This is a genomic window from Saccharothrix sp. NPDC042600 (genome assembly GCF_040647305.1).
Taxonomy (GTDB): Bacteria; Actinomycetota; Actinomycetes; order Mycobacteriales; family Pseudonocardiaceae; genus Actinosynnema; species Actinosynnema mutabilis.
Genome location: NZ_JBEZBW010000056.1, coordinates 1 through 23,974, shown reverse-complemented (window position 1 = coordinate 23,974; position 23,974 = coordinate 1). Strand labels below are relative to the sequence as shown.

The following is a 23,974-nucleotide window of genomic DNA, read 5'->3' as shown; positions in this document are numbered from 1 at the left end:
ACGCTGCCCCGGCCCCTCCCGCCACGGCAGGCTTCAAGCTGTGACGCGGGGGGCCGCCGGGGAACCGGCGGTGAGGAGCGTCACCGGCGAAAGGCCCGGGGGCGGTCCGTTCGAGGGGTACAGACCGCCTCCGGGTCCTGCCGGGAACTCGGAGGCGTCCGGAACGTCTCTTTAGTATGGAAGCGATGACCGTCGTCGCCGTGGCGCCCCGATCCCTGGTCGTGCTCGCGGGACTGCCCGGGGCGGGCAAGACGACCATGCTCGCCGACGTCGACACCGGCGGCGCGGCGGCCGTGGTGCTGGACTCCGACCAGGTCCGCGGCTACCTGCGTGCCGTGCTGCCCGCGTCCCTCCCCTACCGCTTCTACCGGCCGTTGGTGCACCTGGTGCACCGGCTGCGCATCCTGTGGTTCGCCCTCTTCACGTCCGGGCTGCTCCTGGTCCACGAGCCCTCCACCCGGCCGACCACGCGTGCCGGTCTGGTGGCGGTCGGTCTGGTGAGCGCACGGCCGCGGCACTTCCTGTGGCTCGACGCGACCGCCGAACAGGCGTTGTCCGGGCAGGTCCACCGGGGTCGGTTGATCCGGTCGCGGTCGTTCAGCAGGCATGTCAGGCGGGCGGATCGGTTGCGCCGACGGTTCGCCGAGGGACACGCCCCGCGGGGTTGGCAGGCGATGACGCTCCTGTCGCGGGGTGACCGCCTTCGGTTGGCCGTGGCTTCGTGACGGCTTTGGCGTCAAGCTCTCAAGCTTTTCAAGATCAAAAGCGCCTCGCCGGCGGGCAGGCCGCCGGGGAGGAAGGGCACAGGCGGGGGCTTTTCCGTCCTCCCCGTATGGCCTGGCGGAGCCGACCACACTTTCCCGGGGTCGGTCGAAAAACTTTTGCTCGTTCCTCGCAAAACTTTTGGCCCGACCCCGGGAAAGTGTGGTAGCCCTTCGGGCAGGCCATACGGGGAGGACGGAAAAGCCCAAAAGCGGGCGCGCTGCGCGCGCCGGAAGGGCTGGGCGCTGCGCGCCTGGAGGGCGGGCGCGCGCGTGTCGTCGGTTGGGGCGGGGGGCTGCGGGCGAGCGCCGACCGGAGTGGGCGTGGGACCGGCTACCCTGGCGGGTGGTCATTGGTCCGACGACGTGCGAGGTCTGACGGCATCGTGTTCAACACCCTTTCCGACCGGCTCACCTCGGTCCTGAACAACCTGCGCGGCAAGGGGCGGCTCTCCGACGCCGACATCGACGCCACCGCGCGGGAGATCCGGGTGGCGTTGCTGGAGGCCGACGTCGCGCTGCCGGTCGTCCGGACCTTCATCGCCAAGGTCAAGGAGCGCGCCAAGGGCGCGGAGGTCTCCCAGGCGCTCAACCCGGCCCAGCAGGTCGTCAAGATCGTCAACGAGGAACTGGTCGCCATCCTCGGCGGCGAGACCCGGCGGCTCAACCTGGCCAAGAACCCGCCCTCGGTGATCATGCTCGCCGGTCTCCAGGGCGCCGGCAAGACGACGCTGGCGGGCAAGCTCGCCAAGTGGCTGCGTGGCCAGGGCCACACGCCGATGCTGGTCGCCTGCGACCTCCAGCGGCCCAACGCGGTCACCCAGTTGCAGGTCGTCGGCGAGCGCGCCGGGGTGCCGGTGTTCGCGCCCGAGCCGGGCAACGGCGTCGGCGACCCGGTGGACGTGGCGCGCCGCGGCATCGAGGAGGCCAAGCGGGCCCAGCACGACATCGTGCTGGTGGACACCGCGGGCCGCCTCGGTGTGGACGAGGAGATGATGCGCCAGGCGATCGACATCCGCGCCGCCGTGCAGCCCGACGAGGTGCTGTTCGTGGTCGACGCGATGATCGGTCAGGACGCGGTCAACACCGCGACCGCGTTCCGCGACGGCGTCGGCTTCACCGGCGTGGTGCTGACCAAGCTCGACGGCGACGCCCGCGGTGGTGCCGCGCTGAGCGTCCGCGAGGTGACCGGCCAGCCGATCCTGTTCGCGTCCAACGGCGAGAAGCTGGAGGACTTCGACGTCTTCCACCCGGACCGGATGGCGTCGCGGATCCTGGGCATGGGCGACATGCTCACCCTGATCGAGCAGGCCGAGCAGGCGTTCGACGCGGAGCAGGCCGAGGCCGCGGCGATGAAGATGGGGTCCGGCCAGCTCACGCTGGAGGACTTCCTGGAGCAGATGCTCACCCTGCGCAAGATGGGCCCGATCGCGAACCTGCTGGGCATGCTGCCCGGCGCGGGCCAGATGAAGGACCAGCTCGCGAACCTGGACGAGAAGCACCTCGACCGCGTGCAGGCGATCATCCGCGGCATGACCCCGGCCGAGCGCGAGGACCCGAAGATCATCAACGCGTCCCGCCGGCTGCGCATCGCCAACGGCTCGGGCGTCCGGGTCAGCGACGTGAACGACCTGGTCAACCGGTTCTTCGAGGCCCGCAAGATGATGTCGCAGATGGCCGGCCGGTTCGGCCTGCCCGGCGCGCGCGGGCCCAAGGGCAAGGGCAAGAAGGGGAAGAAGGGCAAGAAGGGGCGCGGGCCGACGCAGCCGAAGATCCGCGGCGGCTTCCCCGGCATGCCCGGGATGCTCCCCGGCGGCATGCCGCCCGGCATGGGCCAGCTCCCGCCCGGCCTCGACGGCGGTCTCAACGACCTGCCGCCCGGCTTCGACCCGACCAAGTTCAAGTTCCCGAAGTGACCGGCCTGCACCTGCGCGGGGTCGTCCTGCCCGACGGCGGCGACCCGCGCGACCTGTGGGTGGTCAACGGGCGGGTGCGCACCCGGCCGGTGCCCGGCGCGCGGACCGTCGTGGACGGCGGCTACCTCGTGCCGGGCCTGGTCGACGCGCACTGCCACGTCGGCCTGGGCCCGAACGGGGCCGTCGACCTGCCGGAGGCGGCGGACCAGGCGCTGCTCGACCGCGCCGCCGGCACGCTGCTGATCCGCGACTGCGGCTCCCCGCTGGACACCCGGCCGCTGCAGGAACGCCTGGACCTGCCGAGGATCATCCGCGCGGGCCGGCACATCGCGCGGCCCAAGCGGTACATCAAGTACATCGGCGTCGAGCTGGAGGACGAGCGCGACCTGCCCGCCGCCGTGGCCGAGCAGGCGGCGCAGGGCGACGGCTGGGTGAAGCTGGTCGGCGACTGGATCGACCGCTCGACCGGCGACCTGGCCCCGCTGTGGTCCGACGACGTGCTGGCCGAGGCGATCAAGGTCGCGCACGAGGCGAAGGCCCGGGTGACCGCGCACGTGTTCGGCGGCGAGGCCCTGCCCGGCCTGCTGGCGGCGGGCATCGACTGCATCGAGCACGGCACCGGCCTGGACGACGACACGATCGCCACGATGGCCGCCGCCGGCACCGCGCTGGTCCCGACTCTGATCAACATCGAGAACTTCCCCGGCATCGCGGACTCGGGCGCGGAGAAGTTCCCGAAGTACGCGGCCCACATGCGCCACCTCTACGCGCGCAACAAGGCCACGGTCGCGTCCGCCGTCGAAGCCGGCGTGCCGGTGTACGCGGGCACGGACGCGGGCGGCGGCATCCGCCACGGCCGGATCGTGGACGAGGTCGCCGCCCTGCACGCCGTGGGCCTGAGCCGGGAGAACGCGCTCGCGTCGGCTTCGTGGGCCGCGCGGGAGTGGCTGGGCTTCCCGTCGCTGACCGAGGGCGCGGCGGCGGACGTCGTGGTCTACGAGACCGATCCCCGGGCCGACCTGGCCGCCCTGAGGCACCCCAAGCTCGTGATGCTGCGCGGTCGCATCCACTGACCGTGCGGCCGTCAGGGTGATCTTGAGCCCTGCACAGGGTCCGTTCAGCCGGTGCCGCTACGTTCGGACGAGTGGAGGAACGGCAGGACACCGGGCGGGCGCATTGGGGCTTCCTCGCGCTGTTCGTCGGACTGGGCGGCTACCACCTGTCCTCGCTGGTCTTCACCGCCGTCACGGCCGACCGGTTCGCCGAGGTCGACGTCACCGACCCGCCCGTGCTCGGCCCGTTGCTGCTCCTGGTCTTCCTGCCCAACGTCCTGCTCGGCCTGGGTCCCGTCGTCGTCTCCCGGTGGCATGGTGACGGTCCGGAGCGGGACTTCGGGCTCGTCCCCCGCGCGCGTGACATCAAGGTGGGTTTGGCCTGTGGCGGGTTGTCGCTGCTCGCCGCGTGGGTACTCGGAGTCGTGCTGCTCCGCATCAACCGCGACTCCGGTTCCTCGCTGGAGCGGATCGGCGCGTTGAGCGGCGGTCAGTCCATTTGGCTGGCGTGCGCGGCGCTGTTCGTCTTCCTCGGTGCGCCCCTGACGGAGGAACTCCTCACCAGAGGCGCCCTGTGGAGCGCGCTGGAGCACTACAAAGTCCCCAGGTACGCCATCCTGGGCCTCACGGCGCTGATCTTCGCGTTCCTCCACGAAGAGTCGTGGCGCACCATCAGCCTGTTCGCCCAGGGTCTCGCCATCGGGGCCGCCCGGATGATCACCGGGCGGGTCGCGGCGAGCGTCGTGGCGCACGCGGCCAACAACCTCCTCCCCGCCGTCTACCTGTACGTAGGCGCCTCGTAGCTAGGGTTATCGACTGTGAATCCTCCGGATGAACCCCCGACAGGGCTGATCGAGGGCGTGCGCGCCGTCGGCCGCGAGCCGGTGCCCGAGCGCACCGGGCAGCGTTGGGGCTTTGGCGCGTTCCTGCTGGTCGAAGCGGTGTTCGTGCTCTCGGCGGTGTTCATCACCGCGGTCGCGCGCACGTCCGGCACCGACATCGGTTCCTCGGTGGCGTTCATCCTGGTCGGCTCGATGGCGCCGACCGTCCTGGCCGCCGCCGTCGCGGTCGTCATCACGCGCGTGCGCGGCAACGGGCCGCTGGTGGACCTGCGGCTGGCGTGGAACTGGGCGGACGTCAAGGTCGGCCTCAAGCTCGGCGCGCTGGGCCTGGTGCTGACCTACCTGGCGGCGCTGGTCTGGTCGCGCGTCGTGGGCGACCAGAACGCCACCTCGGCGATCGGCGAGTTGGTGGACGGCGCGGCGCTGCCGCTGGCCGCCGCCATCGCGATGTTCCTGTACGTGTGCTTCGTCGGGCCGATCTGCGAGGAGCTGATCTACCGGGGGCTGCTGTGGGGCGCGATCGAGCGGCAGGGCTGGAGCCAGTGGGCCGCGTTCGTGCTGACCACGCTGATCTTCGCGGCCAGCCACCTGGAGCCGCTGCGCACGTCCCTGCTGATCGTGATCGCCCTGCCGATCGGCATCGCCCGGCTGATCACCCGCCGGCTCACCGCGAGCGTCGTGGCGCACGTGGTCAACAACTTCCTGCCCGGCCTGACGCTGCTGCTGGTCTCCATCGGGGTGATGCCCACGTGATCGACCTGAACTCCGACCTCGGCGAGGGGTTCGGCATCTGGAAGCTCGGCGACGACGCCGCCCTGCTGGACATCGTGACCAGCGCGAACGTGGCGTGCGGGTTCCACGCGGGCGACCCGTCCACGATGCGCCGGGTGTGCGCGGAGGCCGCCGCGCGCGGGGTCGCCGTGGGCGCTCAGGTGTCCTACCGGGACCTGGCCGGGTTCGGGCGGCGGTTCATCGACGCGGACCCGGGCGAGCTGGCCGACGAGGTGCTGTACCAGATCGGCGCGCTGGAGGCGTGCGCCCGCGCGGCCGGGACGCGGGTGTCGTACGTGAAGCCGCACGGGGCGCTCTACAACGCGACCGTGCACCACGACGCGCAAGCGGCGGCCGTGGTCGCGGGTGTGCGGGCGTTCGGGGACCTGCCGGTGCTCGGGCTGCCCGGGTCGCGTCTTCTTCGTCACGCCGCCGACGCGGGCCTGCGGCCGGTGCGCGAGGCGTTCGCGGACCGCGCCTACACCCCTGAGGGCACGCTGGTGCCGCGCACGCGGCCCGGGGCGGTCCTGACCAGCACGGACGCCGTGGTGGAGCAGGTGCTGCGGCTCGCTGAGAAGGGTGAGATCGTCGCCGTGACGGGTGACGTCGTGCCCGTCGAGGTGGACTCGCTGTGCCTGCACGGGGACACTCCCGGGGCCGTCGAACACGCCCGCGCGGTGCGGGCCGCGTTGACCGGATCGGGCGTCGGAGTGGCCCGATTCGTGGTCGAGTGACCCCGTCTGGCAGAATGGTTGGCTGTTCGCCGTGGTCGGTCCCTCTCACCGTGCCCTGGCGCCAAGACCTCTGGGTCCTCCCACCCGTGCCCCACTCGGGTGAGGAGCGCCCGCACGATGCAAGAGAGAGCCTGAGGAGTACCCACACCCGTGGCCGTCAAGATCAAGCTTCAGCGGCTTGGCAAGATCCGTCAGCCGTACTACCGGATCGTCGTCGCCGACGCGCGCACCCGCCGCAACGGCAAGGCCATCGAGACGATCGGCAAGTACCACCCGAAGGAGGAGCCCTCGTTCATCGAGGTCAAGTCCGAGCGGGCGCAGTACTGGCTGGGCGTCGGCGCGCAGCCGACCGAGTCCGTCCAGCGCATCCTGGAGATCACCGGCGACTGGCAGAAGTTCAAGGGCCTGCCGGGCGCCGAGGGCACCCTGAAGGTCAAGGAGCCCAAGCCGTCCAAGGCCGACCTGTTCGCCGCCGCGCTCGCCGCGGCCGGTGACGCGCCGACGACCGAGGCGACCACGCCGAAGAAGAAGGCCGCCAAGAAGTCGGATGAGGCCGAGGCTCCCAAGGACGAGGCGTGAGCTTGTTGGCTGACGCCCTCGAACACCTCGTTCGGGGCATCGTCGACCACCCGGACGACGTCCGGGTGAACCTGGTCACGACCCGGCGCGGTCGCACGCTGGAGGTCCACGTCCACCCGGACGACCTCGGCAAGGTGATCGGCCGCTCCGGCCGCACCGCGACCGCGCTGCGCACCGTGATGGCCGGCATCGGTGGTCGTGGCGTGCGCGTCGACGTGGTCGACACCGACCGCTGAGCGCGCGCATGGACGTCGTCGTCGGCCGCGTGGCCAAGGCGCACGGCATCCGCGGCGAACTGGCCGTGGACGTGCGCACCGATTCGCCCGAGCAGCGGTTCGCCGCGGGCTCGGCGCTGGTCGGCAAGCTGCGTGACGGCACGCGTCGCACCCTCACCGTCGCAGCCGCCCGGAACCACTCCGGGCGGCTGCTGGTGCGTTTCGAGGAAGTCCTGACCAGGGACGTCGCGGAGCTGCTGCGCGGCACGCTGCTGTTCGTCAGCACCGAGGACCTGCCGCCCACCGACGACCCGGACGAGTTCTACGACCACGAGCTGGAAGGCCTGCGCGCCGAACTGCTCGACGGCACGCTCGTGGGCACCGTCCAGGAGGTCGTGCACGGTCCCGCCGGGGAGTTGCTGGTCATCGAACGGGACGGCGGCGAGGTGCTGGTCCCGTTCGTCAAGCAGATCGTGCCCACTGTCGACGTGCCCGGGAAGCGCGTCGTGCTCGACCCGCCCGAAGGCCTGCTCGATGCGGATTGACGTCGTCACGATCTTCCCGGAGTACCTGGACCCGCTGCGCGCCGCGCTGCTCGGCAAGGCCATCGACAAGGGCCTGATCAGCGTCGATGTGCACGACCTGCGCAAGTGGACGCACGACGTGCACAAGGCGGTCGACGACAGCCCTTACGGCGGCGGTCCGGGTATGGTCATGAAGCCCCAGGTGTGGGGTGACGCGCTTGACGAGGTGTGCGCGGGGGAGAAGCCGCCGCGTCTCATCGTTCCCACGCCCGCCGGGCGTCCCTTCAGGCAGGCTTTGGCGCACGAGTACGCCGCTGAAGAGCGTTTGGTGTTCGCGTGCGGCCGTTATGAGGGCATCGACCAGCGTGTGGTGGACGACGCGTCCCGCCGCATGCGTGTGGACGAGGTGTCCATCGGCGACTACGTGCTGGTCGGCGGCGAGGTCGCCGTGCTGGTGATCGTGGAAGCCGTGGTTCGGCTGCTGCCCGGCGTGCTGGGCAACCCCGCGTCCGCCGCGCAGGACTCCTTCTCCGACGGCCTGCTGGAAGGCCCCTCCTACACCCGCCCCGAGGTGTGGCGCGACCTCGCGGTGCCGGACGTGCTGCGCTCGGGCAACCACAAGGCGATCGACCGCTGGCGGCGCGACCAGGCGCTGCGCCGCACGTGGGAGCGCCGCCCGGACCTGCTCGCCGCCCTCCCCGAGGACGCGCTGGACAAGCACGACCGCAAGCTGCTCGACGACCTGCGCTGAGCCCCGATTTCGTCGCCGACAGCCCCGTCTGGCACACTGGACAGGTTGCTGCACCCGGGTCTGCCGGTGTGCGCTTTGAGCCCGCCCCCACGCACGTGCGCAAGTTGAGATGGCACGCGCCTCTGGGGAAGTGAATGAAACGTAGAGGACGGACCATGAACACCCTGGACGCTCTTGACGCCCAGTCGCTGCGCTCCGACATCCCGAGCTTCCGGCCGGGCGACACGCTGAAGGTCCACGTCCGCGTCATCGAGGGCAACCGCGAGCGCGTCCAGGTCTTCCAGGGCGTGGTCATCCGCCGCCAGGGCGGTGGCATCCGCGAGACCTTCACCGTCCGCAAGGTCTCCTTCGGCGTGGGCGTCGAGCGCACCTTCCCGGTGCACTCCCCGAACATCGCGGAGATCGAGGTCGCCTCCCGCGGCGACGTGCGTCGCGCGAAGCTGTACTACCTCCGCGACCTGCGCGGCAAGGCCGCCAAGATCAAGGAGAAGCGCGAGGCCAAGCCGGCCTCCTGACGCCGGATTCACGCGTTACCGATAGCCTGCCCCACGTGGCAGAACCCGTGCACCGCTCCGCCGGCGAAGACGGTCAGGAACCCGACGCCGAGCCCGTCGAGGGCTCGGCGTCGGGCGAGCAGCCCCAGGTCAAACCCCAGAAGAAGAAGCCCCCGCTGTGGCGCGAGCTGCTCGTGCTGGCGGTGACGGCCCTGGCGCTGACGTTCCTGATCCAGACGTTCCTCGCGCGGGTGTACGTCATCCCGTCGGCGTCCATGGAGCAGACGCTGCACGGCTGCACCTCCCCGTGCTTCGGCGACCGCGTCCTGGTCGACAAGCTGGTCTACGACTTCGGCGAGATCGAACCGGGTGAGGTCGTGGTGTTCCGCGGCCCCGAGGCGTGGGGCCAGAACGACTTCCAGTCGCCCCGGTCCGACAACCCCGTCGTGCGCGGCTTCCAGGGCCTGATGTCCCTGGTCGGCCTCGCGCCGCCGGACGAGCGCGACTTCGTCAAGCGCGTCATCGCGGTGGGCGGGCAGACCGTCGAGTGCTGCGACGACCAGCACCGCGTCAAGGTCGACGGCAAGCCGCTGGACGAGCCGTACATCTACTGGCAGCCCGGCACCGGTCCCGAGGACCACGAGCCGTTCGCGCCGGTCAAGGTGCCCGAGGGCCACCTGTGGGTGATGGGCGACAACCGCACCAACTCCACCGACTCCCGTCGGCAGGGCGGTGGCGGCGTCAACGGCGTCGTGCCCGAGGAGAACGTGATCGGCAAGGCGCGCGTGATCGTGCTGCCGCCGTCGCGCTGGCAGGGCATCGGCGACCACAACCCGCAGGCCGTGGCGCTGGGCGCGCCCGCCTGGCAGTCCGGGGTCCCGCTGGGCGTGGGCCTGCTCGGGGCGTTCCCGCTGGTGTTCTTCGGCAAGCGGCTGCGCCGCCGGTTGACCAGGTCCACACAGGGGTGATCGGTACGCTGGGCCGGTGGTAGACGTCGCACCTTCGCACGGCCCCTCCGACGAGGACTCGTCCCGCGCCTCCGACGAGGAGAAGATCGAGGCGTGGCGTCGGCGCGCCCGCAAGAAGGAGAAGAAGAAGGGCTCCTTCTGGCGTGAGCTGCCGGTCCTGATCGTCGTGGCGGTCGGGCTCGCGTTCCTGATCCAGACGTTCCTGGCGCGGGTCTACATGATCCCGTCGGAGTCGATGGAGCAGACGCTGCACGGCTGCACCTCGCCGTGCTTCGGCGACCGCGTGCTGGTGGACAAGGTCACCTACAACTTCACCGACCCGGCGCCGGGTGACGTGGTGGTCTTCCACGGCCCCGACGCCTGGATCAACCAGGAGTTCGCGCCGGTGGAGCCGAGCAACCCGGTGGTCGGGTTCTTCCAGGGGCTGGGTTCGCTGGTCGGGGTGCCGACGGCGAACAAGGAGGACTTCGTCAAGCGGATCGTGGCGGTCGGCGGGCAGACGGTGTCGTGCTGCGACAACCAGAACCGCGTGATGGTCGACGGCAAGCCGCTGGACGAGCCGTACCTGTACTGGGAGCCGGGGCGCGGGACTTCGCAGGACTCGTTCGCCGAGGTCCGGGTGCCCGAGGGGTACCTGTTCGTGCTGGGCGACAACCGCAACGACTCGTGCGACTCGCGGTGCCAGGCGCGGGACAAGGGTCCGCAGGCCGGGCTGGTGCCGGTGGACAACGTCGTGGGCAAGGCGCGGGTGATCGTGCTGCCGCCGTCGCGCTGGCAGGGCGTGGGCGACCACAACCCGCAGGTCGTGGCGTTGGGCGCGCCGGCGTGGCAGTCGGCCGTGCCGCTGGGTGTCGGCCTGCTGGGGGCGTGGCCGGTGCTGTTGGTGAGCCGTCGCGTCCGCGCCCGCGTCCGGTTGTTCCGCGACCGCCGTGGCTGAGGTCGGCACGCGCGGTCCCGGCCCCGGGCGGCTGGGATAAGGTCGGGTGGTGATCCGCAAGCCGCCTCGCGCGCAGGTACGGCAGACCGCGGGCATCTGGGCGTTCCAGGCCGCGTTGGACCGGCGCGGCCTCGGCCCGGTGGCCGGGGTGGACGAGGCCGGGCGCGGTGCGTGCGCCGGGCCGCTGGTGATCGCCTCCTGCGTGCTCAAGCCGGGTGACGCCGCGCGGTTCGAGGGCCTGACGGACTCCAAGCTGCTCACCGCCGCCGCCCGCGACCGCATGTACGACCTGGTGCTCAAGCGCGCCGTCGACTACGCGGTGATCGTGGTGCCCTCGGCCGAGGTGGACCTGATCGGCGTGCACGTGGCGAACATCGAGGGCATGCGGCGGGCCGTGGCGCAGTTGTCCGCGCACCCCGGTTACGTGCTGACCGACGGGTTCCCGGTGCCGGGCCTGACCGCGCCGAACATGCCGGTGGTCAAGGGCGACCGGGTGGCGGCGTGCGTGGCCGCGGCGTCGGTGCTGGCCAAGGTCACCAGGGACCGCATCATGGCGTCGTTGCACGACGAACACCCCGTGTACGGGTTCGACGTGCACAAGGGCTACAGCACCGCCGAGCACCAGGCCGCGCTGCTGGAACACGGGCCGAGCGCGGAGCACCGCTGGTCGTATGCGAACGTGGCGCAGGCGGCGGCCCGGCACGGGTTGACCGCGCCGCACCGGGTGGCGCGCGACGTGCTTTCCGCCGCCGTGGTCCAGAATGGAACATCGCCGCAGACCAGCGGTGGCAGGCTCGCGACGAGGAGGGGCGCGGACTCGATGAGCACGACCCGCGCGGAGGCGTAATGAGTGCAGAGGATCTCGAAAAGTACGAGACCGAGATGGAGTTGTCGCTGTACAAGGAGTACCGCGACATCGTCAGCCAGTTCTCGTTCGTCGTGGAGACCGAGCGGCGGTTCTACCTGGCCAACTCGGTGGACGTGCAGGTCCGCAACGCGGACGGCGAGGTCTACTTCGAGGTGCGGATGTCCGACGCCTGGGTGTGGGACATGTACCGACCCGCGAGGTTCGTGAAGAACGTGCGGGTGATCACCTTCAAGGACGTGAACGTCGAAGAACTCGACAAGCCCGATCTGCGCCTGCCCGAGGACGGCCCGTTCAACTCCTGACCCGCCGCTCCGCTTGCGGAAGGGGTCCACCCGATCGGGTGGACCCCTTCCGCTTTTCCGTCTTCCGCCGCCATCGGCGACCCAGTTGTCCACAGCCCTGAAGTTGTCCACAATCCCAGTTCCGCTCCTGGCACCCCCTTCCCTCCTCCGCCACAGTCGAGACACACCACTCGACACACCCGGAGGCGGAAATGAGCACGCAGGAACTCGGCAGGCGCGGTGAAGACCTGGCCTGCCGGTATCTGGAAGAGCAGGGCCTGGTGGTCCTGTCCCGCAATTGGCGCTGCAAGGCCGGCGAACTGGACGTCGTGGCGACCGATCGCGAACAACTGGTCGTCTGCGAAGTCAAATGCCGTTCGGGAACCACCCACGACCACCCCCTGGAAGCGGTGACCCCGGAGAAGCTGGGTCGAATAGGCGACCTGGCCCGTCGTTGGCTGAGGGCCCACGGCCTGGGTTGGATGCGCATCCGGTTCGACGTCATCGGCATCCTGTGGCCGCCCTCGGGCCCGGTCCGGCTGCACCACGTGCGAGGAGCCTGAGATGGCACTGGCACGAGCGTGGTGCGTCGCCCTCTTCGGGGTGGACGGCGTACCGGTGGAGATCGAGGCGGACGTGGGCGCGGGCGCCGTCCTCACCAGGCTCATCGGGCTGCCCGACACGGCACTCCAGGAGTCGAAGGACCGGGTGCGCGCGGCCATCCGCAACAGCGGGCACGAGTGGCCCACCCAACGGGTCACCCTCGGCCTGTCGCCCGCCTCGCTGCCGAAGGTCGGTTCCAGCTACGACCTGGCCTTGGCCTGCGTAGTGCTGGCGGCCTCACAGGCAGTCCCCGGTGAGCGCCTGGAAGGCACGGTCCTGCTCGGCGAGCTGGCCTTGGACGGCCGGGTCCGCTCGGTGCGCGGCGTCCTGCCGGCGCTCCTCGCGGCCCGCCGCGCCGGCCTGCCCCGCGCGGTGGTCCCGACGGCATCCCTGCGCGAAGCGGCCCTGGTGGACGGCCTCGACCTGTACGGGGCGGATTCGCTGGGCGACCTGCTGCGCTGGCTGGACGGCGACCCGACGGCCCTGCGCGAGCCGCCACCGTTCACCCCGGCCCAGCCGCCACCCGGTCCGGACCTGGCCGACGTGGTCGGCCAGCCGGAGGCGAGGTGGGCGCTGGAGGTCGCCGCGGCGGGTGGGCACCACGTCCTGCTCACCGGCCCACCCGGTACGGGGAAGACGATGTTGGCCGAACGCCTGGTGAGCCTCTTGCCGCCGTTGGGTCCGGAGGACGCGCTGGGCGTCACGGCGGTCCACTCGGTCGCCGGCCTCCTCACACCGGAAACACCACTAGTCGCCACACCGCCGTTCGTGTCCCTGCACCCGTCCACTTCCACGGTGGCCCTGGTGGGCGGCGGTTCCGGCTTGGCGAAACCGGGCGCGGTCAGCCGGGCGCACAAAGGGGTCCTCTTCATCGACGAGGCCTCGGAATTCGGTCCGACGAAACTCGACGCCCTGCGCACGGTCCTGGAGGAAGGGGAGGTCCGAATCGCCAGGAGGGACGGTGTGGCGCGCTATCCGGCCCGCTTCCAACTCGTATTGGCCACGAATCCATGCCCTTGCGCGCCCGCGAAGGACATCGACTGCACGTGCCTGCCGGGTGTCAGACGTCGCTACCAATCAAAACTCTCCGGCCCACTCCTGGACCGCGTGGACCTACGCGTTCTCATGCGGCCGCTCACCGTGATGATGGATGCCGGTCTCCCGGAACCGGAATCCACGGAAACGGTCCGCGAACGCGTGGCCGACGCCCGCGCCCGTGCCCACGCGCGCTGGTCCCGCCACGGCTGGCGCACGAACGCGGAGGTCCCGGGCCCGATCCTCCGCCGCGAATACCGCCTGCCGAGGCAGGCGACATCCCTGCTCGACCGGGCCCTCTCCCGGGGAGCGCTGACCGGCAGAGGCGCGGACCGCTGCCTGCGCGTCGCCTGGACCCTGGCCGACCTGGCCGGGACCGACCTGCCCACCGAGGACCACGTGGCGGCGGCCCTCGAATTCCGAGAACGGAGAAGCGCATGACCGGCCCCCACACCTGGCGCGTACGCCAGATAACCCCCAAACCACACCACCACCCACCCCCACCCGACACAGCGAACGAGGGCCCCTACGCAGGCCGCCCAACCCTCCGCCGCCTACACCCCGCCACCCGCACATGGACGCTCGGCCACCCAGTCCCCCGACCAGCCACCCGCATCCAGGCCTCCCACACCCAGGCCTCCCACACGCCCGCTCCCCGCGCTCCCGCTCCCCACACCTCCGACCCCGACCCCGACCCCGACCCCGGAAAGGCCGACACGCCATGACCACCGACTGCAACCCCCCGAACTGCCCCTTCAACCCCCACCACCATCACCGAACCCTGCGCCCAACCCGACAACCCCCGAACCCGACCCCGCCACCACCCGAACCCCCACGCACGTGCCACCGCTGCACAACCGGCCCACACAGCGGCACCGGCGGCGCGCACAACGGTCCCGCGAACCCGCGCAGCGGTATCGCCGGTGCGCACGGCGGCAGCCCCAGCCCGGGCAGCGGCAGCCCTGGCCCTCACAGCGGCGCTACCGGCGCGCACCCGGGCGGCGTGAGTGGCGGGTCGTCGCTCGGCGTTGGTGACGTTGGTGGTGGTGGCGGTCGGTGTCCGTGTCGGACCGCCCGTGGTGGTCGGTGTTGGTGGGCGGTTCGTCGCGGCGGGTGGCCGTTGTGCGCCGAGGGTTGTGAGCCGTGTTCTGGTGGCGGGTGCCGGTTCGGTGGTGGTGGGCCGTGAGTGGGGATGACGTTCGGCTCGCTCGGGCCTACCTGTCGCGGGTCGCCGAGCCGCCAGCGCCCGCGTTGAGCGAGTTCGTCGCCGAGCGCGGGCCGGTCGAGGCCGCGCGGCGGGTCCGGTCCGGGGACGTGCCGGGTTCCGTCGCCAACCAGACCTCCGCCCGGCGCGGCGAGTACCGGGCCGAGGAGGACCTCGCGGCGGTCGAGGAGATCGGTGGTCGGCTGGTCGTGCCCGAGGACGACGAGTGGCCCGAGTGGCCGTTCAACGCGCTCACCATCGCCGCCGCCCACGGGCTCCGGTGCGGCCTGGCCCCGCTCGCGGTGTGGGTGCGGGGGAGCGGGGACCTCGCCGCGCTGACCGAGCGGGCGGTCGCGGTGGTGGGCAGTCGGTCGGCGACCGGGTACGGCCAGCACGTCGCGGCCGAGTTCGGGTTCGGGCTGGCCGAGGCCGGGGTGACGGTGGTGTCCGGGGCCGCGTACGGCATCGACGGCGCTGCTCACCGGGGCGCGCTGGCGGCGGGTGGTCCGACGATCGCCGTGCTCGCGTGCGGGGTGGACATCGCCTACCCGGCGGGCCACCAGGGGCTGCTCGAACGCATCCCGCAGCACGGTCTCGTGGTGAGCGAGTACCCGCCCGGCTGCCGACCGGCGCGGTACCGGTTCATCACGCGCAACCGGCTCATCGCCGCGCTCGGCGAGGGCACGGTCGTGGTGGAGGCCGGGCGGCGCAGCGGGGCGAAGAACACCGCCGCCTCGACGTCGGCGCTGGGACGGGTGCTGATGGCGGTGCCGGGACCGGTCACGTCCTCGACGTCGTCCGGCTGCCACGAGCTGCTGCGCTCCGGCGAGGCGCAGCCGGTGACCAGTGTGGCCGAGATCATCGAGTCGACCGGACGGCTCGGCGTCGATCTTGTCGAGGCCACGCGGAACACCGAAGTCGGACTTCCACAGGGCGAGGCGTTGCGCGTCTACGAGGCGTTGGGCCTGCGGTCGGGCACGAGCGCCGAGGCGATCTCGATCGAGTCCGGGGTCGAGCTGTCCCGCGTCCGCGCCCTGCTGCCCGAATTGGAGCTGATCGACTTGGCCGAGCGGGTGGACGCGGGCTGGAAGCGCTCCCAGGAAGGGAGTTCGCGTGGCGATACTTGACCAAGTCCGCCTGAGAGCGCAGCGTCAGGGTCTATGTCCCCGCCGCCGCCCGCTCGGACACCCCGCATCGACCTGGTCGGCCTGCGCCGCGAACTGCCCGAGGACGTGGCCGCCGTCGTCGACCGCTACGAACGCCACCTCGCGGTGGAACGCGCGCTGTCCCCGCACACGGTCCGCGCGTACCTCGCCGACGTCGTGGCCCTGCTGGTCCACCTCGCGTCCGGCACGCCCGGCGACGTCGCGGTGGAGGCCGTCGACCTCGCCGGACTCCGCTCGTGGCTGGCCGCCCAGCACGCGGCGGGCGCGAGCCGCACCACGCTCGCCCGGCGCGCGGCCTCCGCCCGCGCGTTCACGGCGTGGGCGACCCGCGCCGGCCTGTTGGCGACCGACCCCGGCCCGCGCCTGGCCGCGCCGCGACCGCACCGGACGCTGCCCACCGTGCTCCGTCCGGAGCAGGCGAAGGCGGCGATGACAGCAGCGGAAGTAGGTGCGGAACAGGGCGATCCGGTTGCGCTGCGTGACCAAGCCGTGGTGGAGTTGCTCTACGCCACAGGTGTTCGGGTCGCCGAGCTGTGCGGCCTCGACCTCGACGACATCGACTACTCCCAAAGGGTGATCCGGGTTCTGGGCAAGGGCAGGCGCGAACGCACCGTCCCGTTCGGCGTTCCGGCTGAACGGGCGGTACGGCGCTGGGTGGAACAGGGCCGATCCGCGCTGGTCAGCGACCGTTCACACCGGGCGCTGTTCCTCGGTGCGCGCGGCGGTCGGCTCGATCCGCGTACCGCCAGGCGGGTTGTTCACGATGTAGTGGGTGCGGTACCGGAGTCGGCCGACACCGGCCCGCACGGTCTGCGGCACTCGGCGGCCACGCACCTGTTGGAAGGGGGAGCGGACCTGCGCACCGTCCAAGAGCTCCTCGGTCACGCTACGCTCGCAACGACCCAGCTCTACACACACGTCACCGTCGACCGGTTGAAGGCGATCCATGACCGAACCCACCCCCGCTCCTGACGTCGCAGGGGGAGGTTCGCGGACCGCAACCGTGACCTCTCCTACCGCCGCGCACGTCGGGACCTCGTCGAAGGCGCCCGCGACGGCCGCGCCCGAGCCGACCGGGACGAACGGTCACGCAGCCTCCGACGACCCCCGGCGCAACGGCCACCTCCACGACCGCGCCGATGCCGCCGACCGGGCCAAAGCCGGCGACCGCGCCCGAGCCGCCGACCGTGGTGAGACCGCCGACCCCGAGGGCGAGCCGCTCGCCGCCGACCCGGCCGCCGCCGCGCTCGCCGCCGACCCGGCTGCCCGCGACCAGTCCGCCCACGACCCGGCCGCGCTCGACTTGGCCGCGCTCGCCGCGACCGCTCTCGACCCAGCCGCCCACGACCTGCCAACCTCGGACCCGATGGCCGACGACGACGCGGTGATCCCACCGTCCGCACGCCCCGCACACCCGGCCTCGGAGTCGCGCACCGCCGACGACGTGGAAGCCGGGATCATCGCCCTCTGGCACACCTACGGCCAGTCCCACGACCAGGCGCTGCGCGACCGCCTGGTCCTGCACTACGCGCCGCTGGTCAAGTACGTCGCCGGTCGTGTCGGCACCGGCCTGCCCGCGCACGTGGACGTCGCCGACCTCATCCAGTCCGGCATCTTCGGCCTGGTCGACGCCATCGAGAAGTTCGAACCCGAACGCGGGCTGAAGTTCGAGACCTACGCGATGCAGCGCATCCGGGGCGCGATCCTCGACGACCTGCGCTCCCAGGACTGGGTGCCGAGATCGGTGCGCAGCCGCGCCCGGGACGTCGAGCGCGCCCTCGAACGGCTCGGTGGCCGCCTCCAGCGCACGCCGACCGACCGCGAGCTGGCCGCCGAGCTCAAGATCGGCTTGGCCGAGCTGCGCGAGCTGTACGCCCAGCTCCAGCTCACCAGCGTCGTGGCGCTGGACGAGCTGATCGCCGCCGGTCGCAGCGCCGGTGGCGCGGGCGCGTCGCTCGCCGAGTCCCTGCCCGACGAGGGCGCGGAGGACCCGATCGCGACCCTGGTCGACCAGGACAGCCGCCGCCAGCTCGCCGACGCGATCGCCCAACTCGCCGAGCGCGACCGGGTCGTCGTGACGCTGTACTACTTCGAGAACCTGACGCTCGCGGAGATCGGCAAGGTGCTGGGCGTGACCGAGTCGCGGGTCTGCCAACTGCACACCCGGGCGGTCCTGCGCCTGCGGACGAAGCTGAACGAGCAGCTCGACTCCTAACCCGGCGGGCCGGTCGGCAGCAGGCGGACGCGCGTGGCCGACAGCAGCCGCAGCGGGTCCAGGTACGTGCGGCCGGCCTTGGGCGTTGTCCGGTGCGCGCCCCAGTGGAGGCACGTGGTCGGGCAGCCTTCGTGGCCGGGGGTGAGGGTGGCTATCGGGCTGCCGCGGGTCACGGTGCGGCCGATCGCGACCGTCGGGGTGACCGGTTCGTAGGTGGTTCGGACGCCTCCCGCGTGGGACAGCGTGACCACCCGGCGGTCGGCCACCTGGCCGGTGAAGGTCACCGTGCCGTCGGCTGCCGCGAGGACCGGGGTGCCGGCGGGGGCGGCCAGGTCAACGCCCCGGTGACCCGGGCCGTAGGGCGTCGCGGGGGCGTGGAAGGGCCGCAGCACCGTGTGGGGTGGCGCGAGTGGCCAGGCGTAGCGGCTTGGGCCGGCCGTCGCGGGTGCCGCGCAGGTCAGGAGGGCTGTGAGGACCGCGGCCACGGTCAGGCGGGTGGCTGGGCGGAGAGCCGTGGTGAGCGGGTTCCGGGTGGTCATGTGTTCGACGGTCCTCACCTGGGCGGAGGGGTGCCAGGGGGTGGTCGCCGGCTGTGGACAACTCCGGGGCTGTGGACAACTTGAGGGGCGGTTCGGAAGGTCGCCGGGAGCGGCGTACACTCGTTGCGCGGCCCGTGTGAGTGCGGGGCGACTTCGCGTGCCATTGCAGATCCGATCCACCTCTCGTGGTCGAGTCACGGCGTCCGGCGGTCCTGAGGTGAAACTCCGGTTCGGGCGGCGGCAGGGGCACCAGGGCGGCGGTCCGACCCGGAACGCCGCGACCAACCGGAACGCGTGCCGGGCCACCCGGCGCGCCTGATCGAAGAGGTGCGTAACCGGCCATGGCCGTCGTCACCATGAAGCAGCTGCTCGACAGCGGCGTGCACTTCGGGCACCAGACCCGGCGCTGGAACCCGAAGATGAAGCGCTACATCTTCACCGAGCGCAACGGCATCTACATCATCGACCTCCAGCAGACGCTGTCGTACATCGACCGCGCCTACGAGTTCGTGAAGGAGACCGTCGCGCACGGCGGGTCCATCCTGTTCATCGGCACCAAGAAGCAGGCGCAGGAGGCCATCGCCAACGAGGCGCTCCGCGTCGGCATGCCCTACGTGAACCAGCGCTGGCTGGGCGGCATGCTCACCAACTTCTCCACCGTGCACAAGCGCCTCCAGCGGCTCAAGGAGCTGGAGTCGATGGAGCAGACCGGCGGTTTCCAGGGTTTCACCAAGAAGGAAATCCTGATGATGAACCGCGAGAAGGACAAGCTGGAGCGCACGCTCGGCGGTATCCGCGACATGTCCAAGGTGCCCAGCGCCGTGTGGATCGTGGACACCAAGAAGGAGCACATCGCGGTCGGTGAGGCGCGCAAGCTGAACATCCCGATCGTCGCGATCCTCGACACCAACTGCGACCCGGACGAGGTCGACTACCCGATCCCGGGCAACGACGACGCCATCCGGTCCGCCGCGCTGCTGACCAAGGTCGTCGCCGAGGCCGCCGCCGCCGGCCTCATGGCCCGTTCCGGCGCGCGCGCCGGCGCCGCCGCCGGTGACGACAAGCCGGAGCCGGGTGTCGCCACCGACGAGCCGCTGGCCGAGTGGGAGCAGGAGCTGCTCGTCGGCGCCGAGTCGACGGAGAAGCCCGCCGCCGAGGGTTCCGAGACCGTCCAGTCCTGATCCGTCGCACGCCGCGCCCGCCGACTCGCGGGCGCGGCGTGCACCGGGCACTATCCCCGCGCGTATCCCGCAGAAGGAACGGAAAACCGCACGATGGCGAACTACACCGCCGCTGACGTGAAGCGCCTGCGCGAGCTGACCGCCGCAGGCATGATGGACTGCAAGAAGGCGCTGGACGAGGCTGACGGCGACTTCGACAAGGCGGTCGAGATCCTGCGCATCAAGGGTGCGAAGGACGTCGACAAGCGCGCCGCGCGCACGACCTCCAACGGCCTGGTGGCCGCCGAGGACGGCGTGATGATCGAGCTGCGCTGCGAGACGGACTTCGTCGCCAAGAACTCCGACTTCCAGGACCTGGCGTCCCGGATCGTCGCCGTCGCCAAGGCCTCCCGCCCCGCGGACGTCGAGGTGCTCAAGGCGACCGACCTCGACGGCCAGACCGTCGACGCCGCCGTGCAGGAGCTGTCCGCCAAGATCGGGGAGAAGCTGGAGCTGGCCAAGGTCGCCGTCTTCGACGGCACCGTGACCACCTACCTGCACCGCCGTGCCGCCGACCTGCCGCCCGCCGTGGGCGTCGTGGTCGAGTACACCGGTGACAGCGAGGAGGCCGCCCGCGGCGCCGCCATGCAGATCGCCGCGATGCGCCCCCGCTACCTCACCCGCGACGAGGTGCCGGCCGACGTCGTCGCCAACGAGCGCCGCATCGCCGAGGAGACCTCGCGCGAGGAGGGCAAGCCGGAGGCGGCCCTGCCCAAGATCGTCGAGGGCCGCGTGAACGGCTTCTTCAAGGACGTCGTGCTCCTGGAGCAGGCTTCCGTGACCGAGTCCAAGAAGACCGTCAAGGCTGTGCTGGACGAGGCCGGGATCGCCGTCACCCGCTTCGCCCGGTTCGAGGTCGGCGAGGCCTGATTCGCGTGAGGGCGGGGTTGCGCGAGGATGCAACCCCGCCCTTGCCGTGTCCAGAGGAGGACCTGTGAGCGCAGAGGTAGCCCACCCGGGGCCAGACAACGCCGAGTCCGGTGGTTACCGCCGGGTCATGCTCAAGCTCGGTGGCGAGATGTTCGGTGGCGGCGGCGTGGGCGTTGACCCCGACGTCGTGCAGACCGTGTCCCGCCAGATCGCCGCGGTCGTCCGAACAGGTGTCCAGGTCGCCGTCGTCATCGGTGGCGGCAACTTCTTCCGGGGCGCCGAGCTCCAGCAGCGCGGCATGGACCGCAGCCGCGCCGACTACATGGGCATGCTCGGCACCGTCATGAACTGCCTCGCGTTGCAGGACTTCCTGGAGCGCGAGCACGGCATCGAGACCCGCGTGCAGACCGCCATCACCATGGGCCAGGTCGCCGAGTCCTACATCCCCCGCCGCGCCATGCGCCACCTGGAGAAGGGCCGCGTGGTCATCTTCGGCGGCGGCGCGGGCATGCCGTACTTCTCCACCGACACCACCGCCGCGCAGCGGGCGCTGGAGATCGGGTGCGAGGTCGTGCTGATGGCCAAGGCGGTGGACGGCATCTACACCGCCGACCCCAAGACCGACCCGGACGCGCTGATGTTCGACCACATCACCCACCGCGAGGTGCTGGAGCGCGGCCTCAACGTCGCCGACGCCACCGCGTTCAGCCTGTGCATGGACAACAACATGCCGATCATGGTGTTCAACCTGCTCACCGAGGGGAACATCGCGCGTGCCGTGCGTGGTGAGAAGATCGGGACACTGGTGAGCACCCCCGGTGGTCGCCCGTCCTTCTAGACCTGCTGGGATTCGAGCCGAACTGCGCACACCATAGGGAGTAGCCGTGATCGACGAGACCCTCCTCGACGCCGAGGAGAAGATGGAAAAAGCGGTGTCCGTGGCGAAGGAAGACCTCGCGTCCGTGCGCACCGGCCGCGCTACACCCGCCATGTTCTCCCGCATCGTCGTCGAGTACTACGGTTCGCCGACCCCGCTGAACCAGCTGGCCAGCGTCGCCATCCCGGAGGCGCGGATGGCGGTCATCAAGCCCTACGACACCAGCCAGCTCAACTCGGTGGAGAAGGCCATCCGCGACTCGGACCTGGGCGTCAACCCCAGCAACGACGGCTCGGTCATCCGGGTGGTGATCCCGCAGTTGTCCGAGGAGCGCCGGCGCGAGATGGTCAAGGTGGCCAAGGGCAAGGGCGAGGACGCCAAGGTCTCCATCCGCAACATCCGCCGCAAGGCCAAGGAAGAGCTGGACCGCCTGGTCAAGGACGGCGAGGTCGGCGAGGACGAGGGCTCCCGCGCCGAGAAGGAGCTGGAGAACGTCACCCACCGGTACGTCGCCCAGGTCGACGAGCTGGTCAAGCACAAGGAAGCCGAGCTCCTAGAGGTTTGATTTGACGGAGTCGTCGGGTTGGACCGGCCGGAACACCGGCCGTGCGGTGTCCCCGGCCGGGTGTCCGGCCGCATGGTTCGCTCGGCCGGGTAGCCGGTCGTGATGGGAGCACAGGTGTCAGGCGGCGGTGAGCAGGGCGCGGCCCCGAAGAGCCCGTCTCGGGCGGGACGGGACCTGCGCGCGGCCATCGCCGTCGGCGTGGGGCTGGGCGCGGTCATCCTGTTCGCGCTGTTCACGGTGCGGCAGTTGTTCATCGGTGTGGTCGCCATCGCCGTCGCCGTGTCGGTCTACGAGCTGACGGGCGCGTTGAAGCGCGCTGCGGACATCCGGGTCGCGCTGGTGCCCGTGCTCGTGGGCGCCCAGGCCGTGGTGTGGCTGGCCTGGCCGTTCGGGCGCGACGGCGTGCTGACGGCGTTCGTCGTCACCGTCCTGGTGTGCCTGCTGTGGCGGCTCAAGGACGGCGCGGACGGCTACCTGCGGGACGTCACCGCGTCCGTGTTCACGGTCGTGTACGTGGCGGTCTTCGCCTCCTTCGCGGTCATGCTGGTGGTCCCCGAGGACGGGGTCTTCCGGGTCCTGTGCTTCCTGATCGGCGTGGTCCTGTCCGACACCGGCGGCTACGCGGCCGGCGTGTTCTTCGGCAAGCACCCCATGGCCCCCACCATCAGCCCGAAGAAGTCCTGGGAGGGCTTCGCGGGGTCGATGGTGGCGGGCGTGGTCGGCGGCGCGCTCACCGTGAACCTCATGCTGGGCGGCCAGTGGTGGCACGGCGCGCTGTTCGGCGCCGCGCTGGTGGTGACCGCGACGACCGGCGACCTGGTGGAGTCGCTGATTAAGCGCGACCTCGGCCTGAAGGACATGGGCACCCTGCTGCCGGGCCACGGCGGCCTGATGGACCGCATGGACTCGCTCCTGCCGTCCGCGGTCGTCTCCTGGCTGCTGCTCAGCGCCTTCGTGCCCGCCTGAGCACCGCACCGGCCGAACGGCTCCGACCCCTCGAACGGGCCGTTCCGCCGGTGGCGAAGCTCAGGCGTCCGGTGTTGTCCGCGACATGTCGACCAGCGAGAACGTCGAACCGTACGGGTCGCGCACCACCGCGATCCGGCCGTAGGGCGAGTCGAACGGCTCGACGCCGACCGTGCCGCCGAGCGCGGTCACCCGTTCCGCCGCCTTGTCGGTGCCGACCTCGGGTGTGACGCCGAAGTACAGCATCCAGTGCGGTTGCAGGTCGGGCGGGAACTCCGGGCCCATGCGCAGCCGACCGGCCACCTCCTCGCCGCCCAGCGACCAGACCTTGTAGTCCAGCGCCTCGCCGTCGCCGAGCTGCCGCTCCTCGTAGGGGAACAGCGCGCCGTAGAAGGCGTCCGTCGCGGCGGCGTCGCGGGTGTTGACCTCCTGCCACGCGAGCGCGCCCGGACGGCCCGTGGCCAGGACGGTGTCCGATGTGGCCTGCCAGAACCCCACGACCGCGCCCGCCGGGTCGTGCACCAGCTGCACGTGGCCCGTGCCCGGGATCTCCAACGGCCCCATGACCGTCTTCGCGCCCAGCTCCGCGAGCCGCTCCGACGTGCGCGCGAGGTCGGCGGTGTGCAGGTAGAACAGCCAGCCCGGCGGTGTCGGCTCGGCGGAGGGCGGGTAGAAGCCGGCGACGGGCTCGCCGTCGCTCATGGCGACCGAATAGCCCTCGTAGGCGTCGGTGTAGGTCCAGCCGAACAGGCCCGTGTAGAAGTCGCGGGTCTGGTCGGGGTCGCCGGTGGGCGCCTCGATCCAGGCCGGGGTTCCGGGGGTGGGCATCGCCTCTCCTCAATCCGGTGCGGGTGTGGTGTGGGTCGCATCGGACGCTACGGGAGGGGTACGACAATTCCCGGCGTGCGCGCTCGGGAGCACCGTGCCGGCTTTGGCGCGGGCTTCAGCTCGGCGTGGTTGACCTGCGGCGGCGGGCTTGGCGCGGCCGGGCTCGGGGCGGCCGGGCTCGGGGCGGGCGGGC

Annotated in this window: 27 protein-coding genes; 25 read left to right on the top strand and 2 right to left on the bottom strand. The window is 71.4% G+C overall.

The features are described 5' to 3' along the window. Window positions 1–185 precede the first annotated feature (185 nt). From AB0A74_RS27765 to AB0A74_RS27670, 20 genes are all read left to right on the top strand, one after another. On the top strand, window positions 186–725 hold the full coding sequence (locus AB0A74_RS27765) for a Zeta toxin (RefSeq protein ID WP_358253896.1): 540 nt from the start codon (window positions 186–188) through the stop codon (window positions 723–725). Between the two features lie 422 nt (window positions 726–1,147). Next, window positions 1,148–2,677: a signal recognition particle protein gene (ffh, locus tag AB0A74_RS27760; protein ID WP_343932330.1), complete on the top strand. Its 1,530-nt coding sequence runs from the start codon at window positions 1,148–1,150 to the stop codon at window positions 2,675–2,677. After that, complete coding sequence (locus AB0A74_RS27755; protein WP_358253895.1) at window positions 2,674–3,750, top strand: amidohydrolase family protein; 1,077 nt, start codon at window positions 2,674–2,676, stop codon at window positions 3,748–3,750. Before ffh ends, AB0A74_RS27755 begins: the two co-directional genes overlap by 4 nt. Before the next feature lie 71 nt (window positions 3,751–3,821). Continuing rightward, entirely contained in the window at window positions 3,822–4,532 is a 711-nt protein-coding gene (locus AB0A74_RS27750) for a CPBP family intramembrane glutamic endopeptidase (RefSeq protein WP_358253893.1), read from the top strand. A gap of 45 nt (window positions 4,533–4,577) precedes the next feature. Continuing rightward, a complete protein-coding gene (locus tag AB0A74_RS27745; protein WP_358253941.1) occupies window positions 4,578–5,324 on the top strand; it encodes a CPBP family intramembrane glutamic endopeptidase in 747 nt (248 codons plus the stop codon). Then, window positions 5,321–6,076: a 5-oxoprolinase subunit PxpA gene (locus AB0A74_RS27740; protein WP_358253892.1), complete on the top strand. Its 756-nt coding sequence runs from the start codon at window positions 5,321–5,323 to the stop codon at window positions 6,074–6,076. The genes AB0A74_RS27745 and AB0A74_RS27740 overlap by 4 nt, the downstream gene beginning before the upstream one ends. A 150-nt stretch (window positions 6,077–6,226) precedes the next feature. Further along, window positions 6,227–6,655: a 30S ribosomal protein S16 gene (rpsP, locus tag AB0A74_RS27735; RefSeq protein WP_358253890.1), complete on the top strand. Its 429-nt coding sequence runs from the start codon at window positions 6,227–6,229 to the stop codon at window positions 6,653–6,655. Continuing rightward, complete coding sequence (locus AB0A74_RS27730; protein ID WP_015104447.1) at window positions 6,652–6,891, top strand: RNA-binding protein; 240 nt, start codon at window positions 6,652–6,654, stop codon at window positions 6,889–6,891. Before rpsP ends, AB0A74_RS27730 begins: the two co-directional genes overlap by 4 nt. An 8-nt stretch (window positions 6,892–6,899) precedes the next feature. After that, window positions 6,900–7,415, top strand: coding sequence for a ribosome maturation factor RimM (rimM, locus tag AB0A74_RS27725; RefSeq protein ID WP_358253888.1), 516 nt, complete (start codon window positions 6,900–6,902; stop codon window positions 7,413–7,415). Beyond that, window positions 7,405–8,145, top strand: coding sequence for a tRNA (guanosine(37)-N1)-methyltransferase TrmD (gene trmD / locus AB0A74_RS27720; RefSeq protein ID WP_358253886.1), 741 nt, complete (start codon window positions 7,405–7,407; stop codon window positions 8,143–8,145). Before rimM ends, trmD begins: the two co-directional genes overlap by 11 nt. Window positions 8,146–8,300: 155 nt before the next feature. Continuing rightward, the gene (gene rplS, locus AB0A74_RS27715; RefSeq protein ID WP_309113981.1) at window positions 8,301–8,660 is read left to right on the top strand and encodes a 50S ribosomal protein L19; all 360 of its coding nucleotides are present in this window, start codon (window positions 8,301–8,303) and stop codon (window positions 8,658–8,660) included. 35 nt (window positions 8,661–8,695) lie between these two features. Further along, entirely contained in the window at window positions 8,696–9,607 is a 912-nt protein-coding gene (gene lepB, locus AB0A74_RS27710; RefSeq protein WP_358253884.1) for a signal peptidase I, read from the top strand. A gap of 85 nt (window positions 9,608–9,692) precedes the next feature. After that, entirely contained in the window at window positions 9,693–10,544 is an 852-nt protein-coding gene (gene lepB / locus AB0A74_RS27705) for a signal peptidase I (protein ID WP_358253940.1), read from the top strand. A 52-nt stretch (window positions 10,545–10,596) separates the two neighbouring features. After that, window positions 10,597–11,391, top strand: a complete 795-nt coding sequence (locus AB0A74_RS27700; RefSeq protein ID WP_358253938.1) for a ribonuclease HII — start codon at window positions 10,597–10,599, stop codon at window positions 11,389–11,391. Continuing rightward, window positions 11,391–11,714, top strand: coding sequence for a DUF2469 domain-containing protein (locus tag AB0A74_RS27695; protein WP_015104440.1), 324 nt, complete (start codon window positions 11,391–11,393; stop codon window positions 11,712–11,714). Before AB0A74_RS27700 ends, AB0A74_RS27695 begins: the two co-directional genes overlap by 1 nt. Window positions 11,715–11,905: 191 nt before the next feature. Beyond that, on the top strand, window positions 11,906–12,256 hold the full coding sequence (locus tag AB0A74_RS27690) for a YraN family protein (protein WP_358253883.1): 351 nt from the start codon (window positions 11,906–11,908) through the stop codon (window positions 12,254–12,256). Between the two features lies 1 nt (window position 12,257). Continuing rightward, complete coding sequence (locus AB0A74_RS27685) at window positions 12,258–13,772, top strand: YifB family Mg chelatase-like AAA ATPase (protein ID WP_358253881.1); 1,515 nt, start codon at window positions 12,258–12,260, stop codon at window positions 13,770–13,772. A gap of 741 nt (window positions 13,773–14,513) precedes the next feature. After that, window positions 14,514–15,662, top strand: a complete 1,149-nt coding sequence (dprA, locus tag AB0A74_RS27680) for a DNA-processing protein DprA (RefSeq protein WP_358253879.1) — start codon at window positions 14,514–14,516, stop codon at window positions 15,660–15,662. Between the two features lie 33 nt (window positions 15,663–15,695). Continuing rightward, window positions 15,696–16,673 carry a tyrosine recombinase XerC gene (locus tag AB0A74_RS27675; protein WP_358253877.1) on the top strand — a complete coding sequence of 326 codons (978 nt, stop codon included), beginning with the start codon at window positions 15,696–15,698 and terminating at the stop codon, window positions 16,671–16,673. Window positions 16,674–17,067: 394 nt separating this feature from the next. Continuing rightward, window positions 17,068–17,916 carry a FliA/WhiG family RNA polymerase sigma factor gene (locus AB0A74_RS27670; protein WP_358253936.1) on the top strand — a complete coding sequence of 283 codons (849 nt, stop codon included), beginning with the start codon at window positions 17,068–17,070 and terminating at the stop codon, window positions 17,914–17,916. Here AB0A74_RS27670 and AB0A74_RS27665 read toward each other — a convergent pair. After that, a complete protein-coding gene (locus AB0A74_RS27665; RefSeq protein WP_358253875.1) occupies window positions 17,913–18,455 on the bottom strand; it encodes a M23 family metallopeptidase in 543 nt (180 codons plus the stop codon). The two genes, AB0A74_RS27670 and AB0A74_RS27665, sit on opposite strands and share 4 nt — an antisense overlap. A gap of 341 nt (window positions 18,456–18,796) precedes the next feature. On the opposite strand from AB0A74_RS27665, the gene rpsB reads away from it, so the two are divergent. From rpsB to AB0A74_RS27640, 5 genes are all read left to right on the top strand, one after another. Then, window positions 18,797–19,636, top strand: coding sequence for a 30S ribosomal protein S2 (gene rpsB, locus AB0A74_RS27660; RefSeq protein WP_358253873.1), 840 nt, complete (start codon window positions 18,797–18,799; stop codon window positions 19,634–19,636). A 93-nt stretch (window positions 19,637–19,729) separates the two neighbouring features. Continuing rightward, window positions 19,730–20,545, top strand: a complete 816-nt coding sequence (tsf, locus tag AB0A74_RS27655) for a translation elongation factor Ts (RefSeq protein ID WP_309114507.1) — start codon at window positions 19,730–19,732, stop codon at window positions 20,543–20,545. 127 nt (window positions 20,546–20,672) lie between these two features. Then, a complete protein-coding gene (pyrH, locus tag AB0A74_RS27650; RefSeq protein ID WP_246030263.1) occupies window positions 20,673–21,383 on the top strand; it encodes a UMP kinase in 711 nt (236 codons plus the stop codon). Between the two features lie 46 nt (window positions 21,384–21,429). After that, a complete protein-coding gene (gene frr, locus AB0A74_RS27645) occupies window positions 21,430–21,987 on the top strand; it encodes a ribosome recycling factor (RefSeq protein WP_343932345.1) in 558 nt (185 codons plus the stop codon). A gap of 114 nt (window positions 21,988–22,101) precedes the next feature. Next, window positions 22,102–22,953 carry a phosphatidate cytidylyltransferase gene (locus tag AB0A74_RS27640; RefSeq protein ID WP_358253871.1) on the top strand — a complete coding sequence of 284 codons (852 nt, stop codon included), beginning with the start codon at window positions 22,102–22,104 and terminating at the stop codon, window positions 22,951–22,953. A 60-nt stretch (window positions 22,954–23,013) separates the two neighbouring features. Here AB0A74_RS27640 and AB0A74_RS27635 read toward each other — a convergent pair whose 3' ends face one another. After that, window positions 23,014–23,781: a VOC family protein gene (locus AB0A74_RS27635; RefSeq protein WP_358253869.1), complete on the bottom strand. Its 768-nt coding sequence runs from the start codon at window positions 23,779–23,781 to the stop codon at window positions 23,014–23,016. Window positions 23,782–23,974 lie beyond the last annotated feature (193 nt).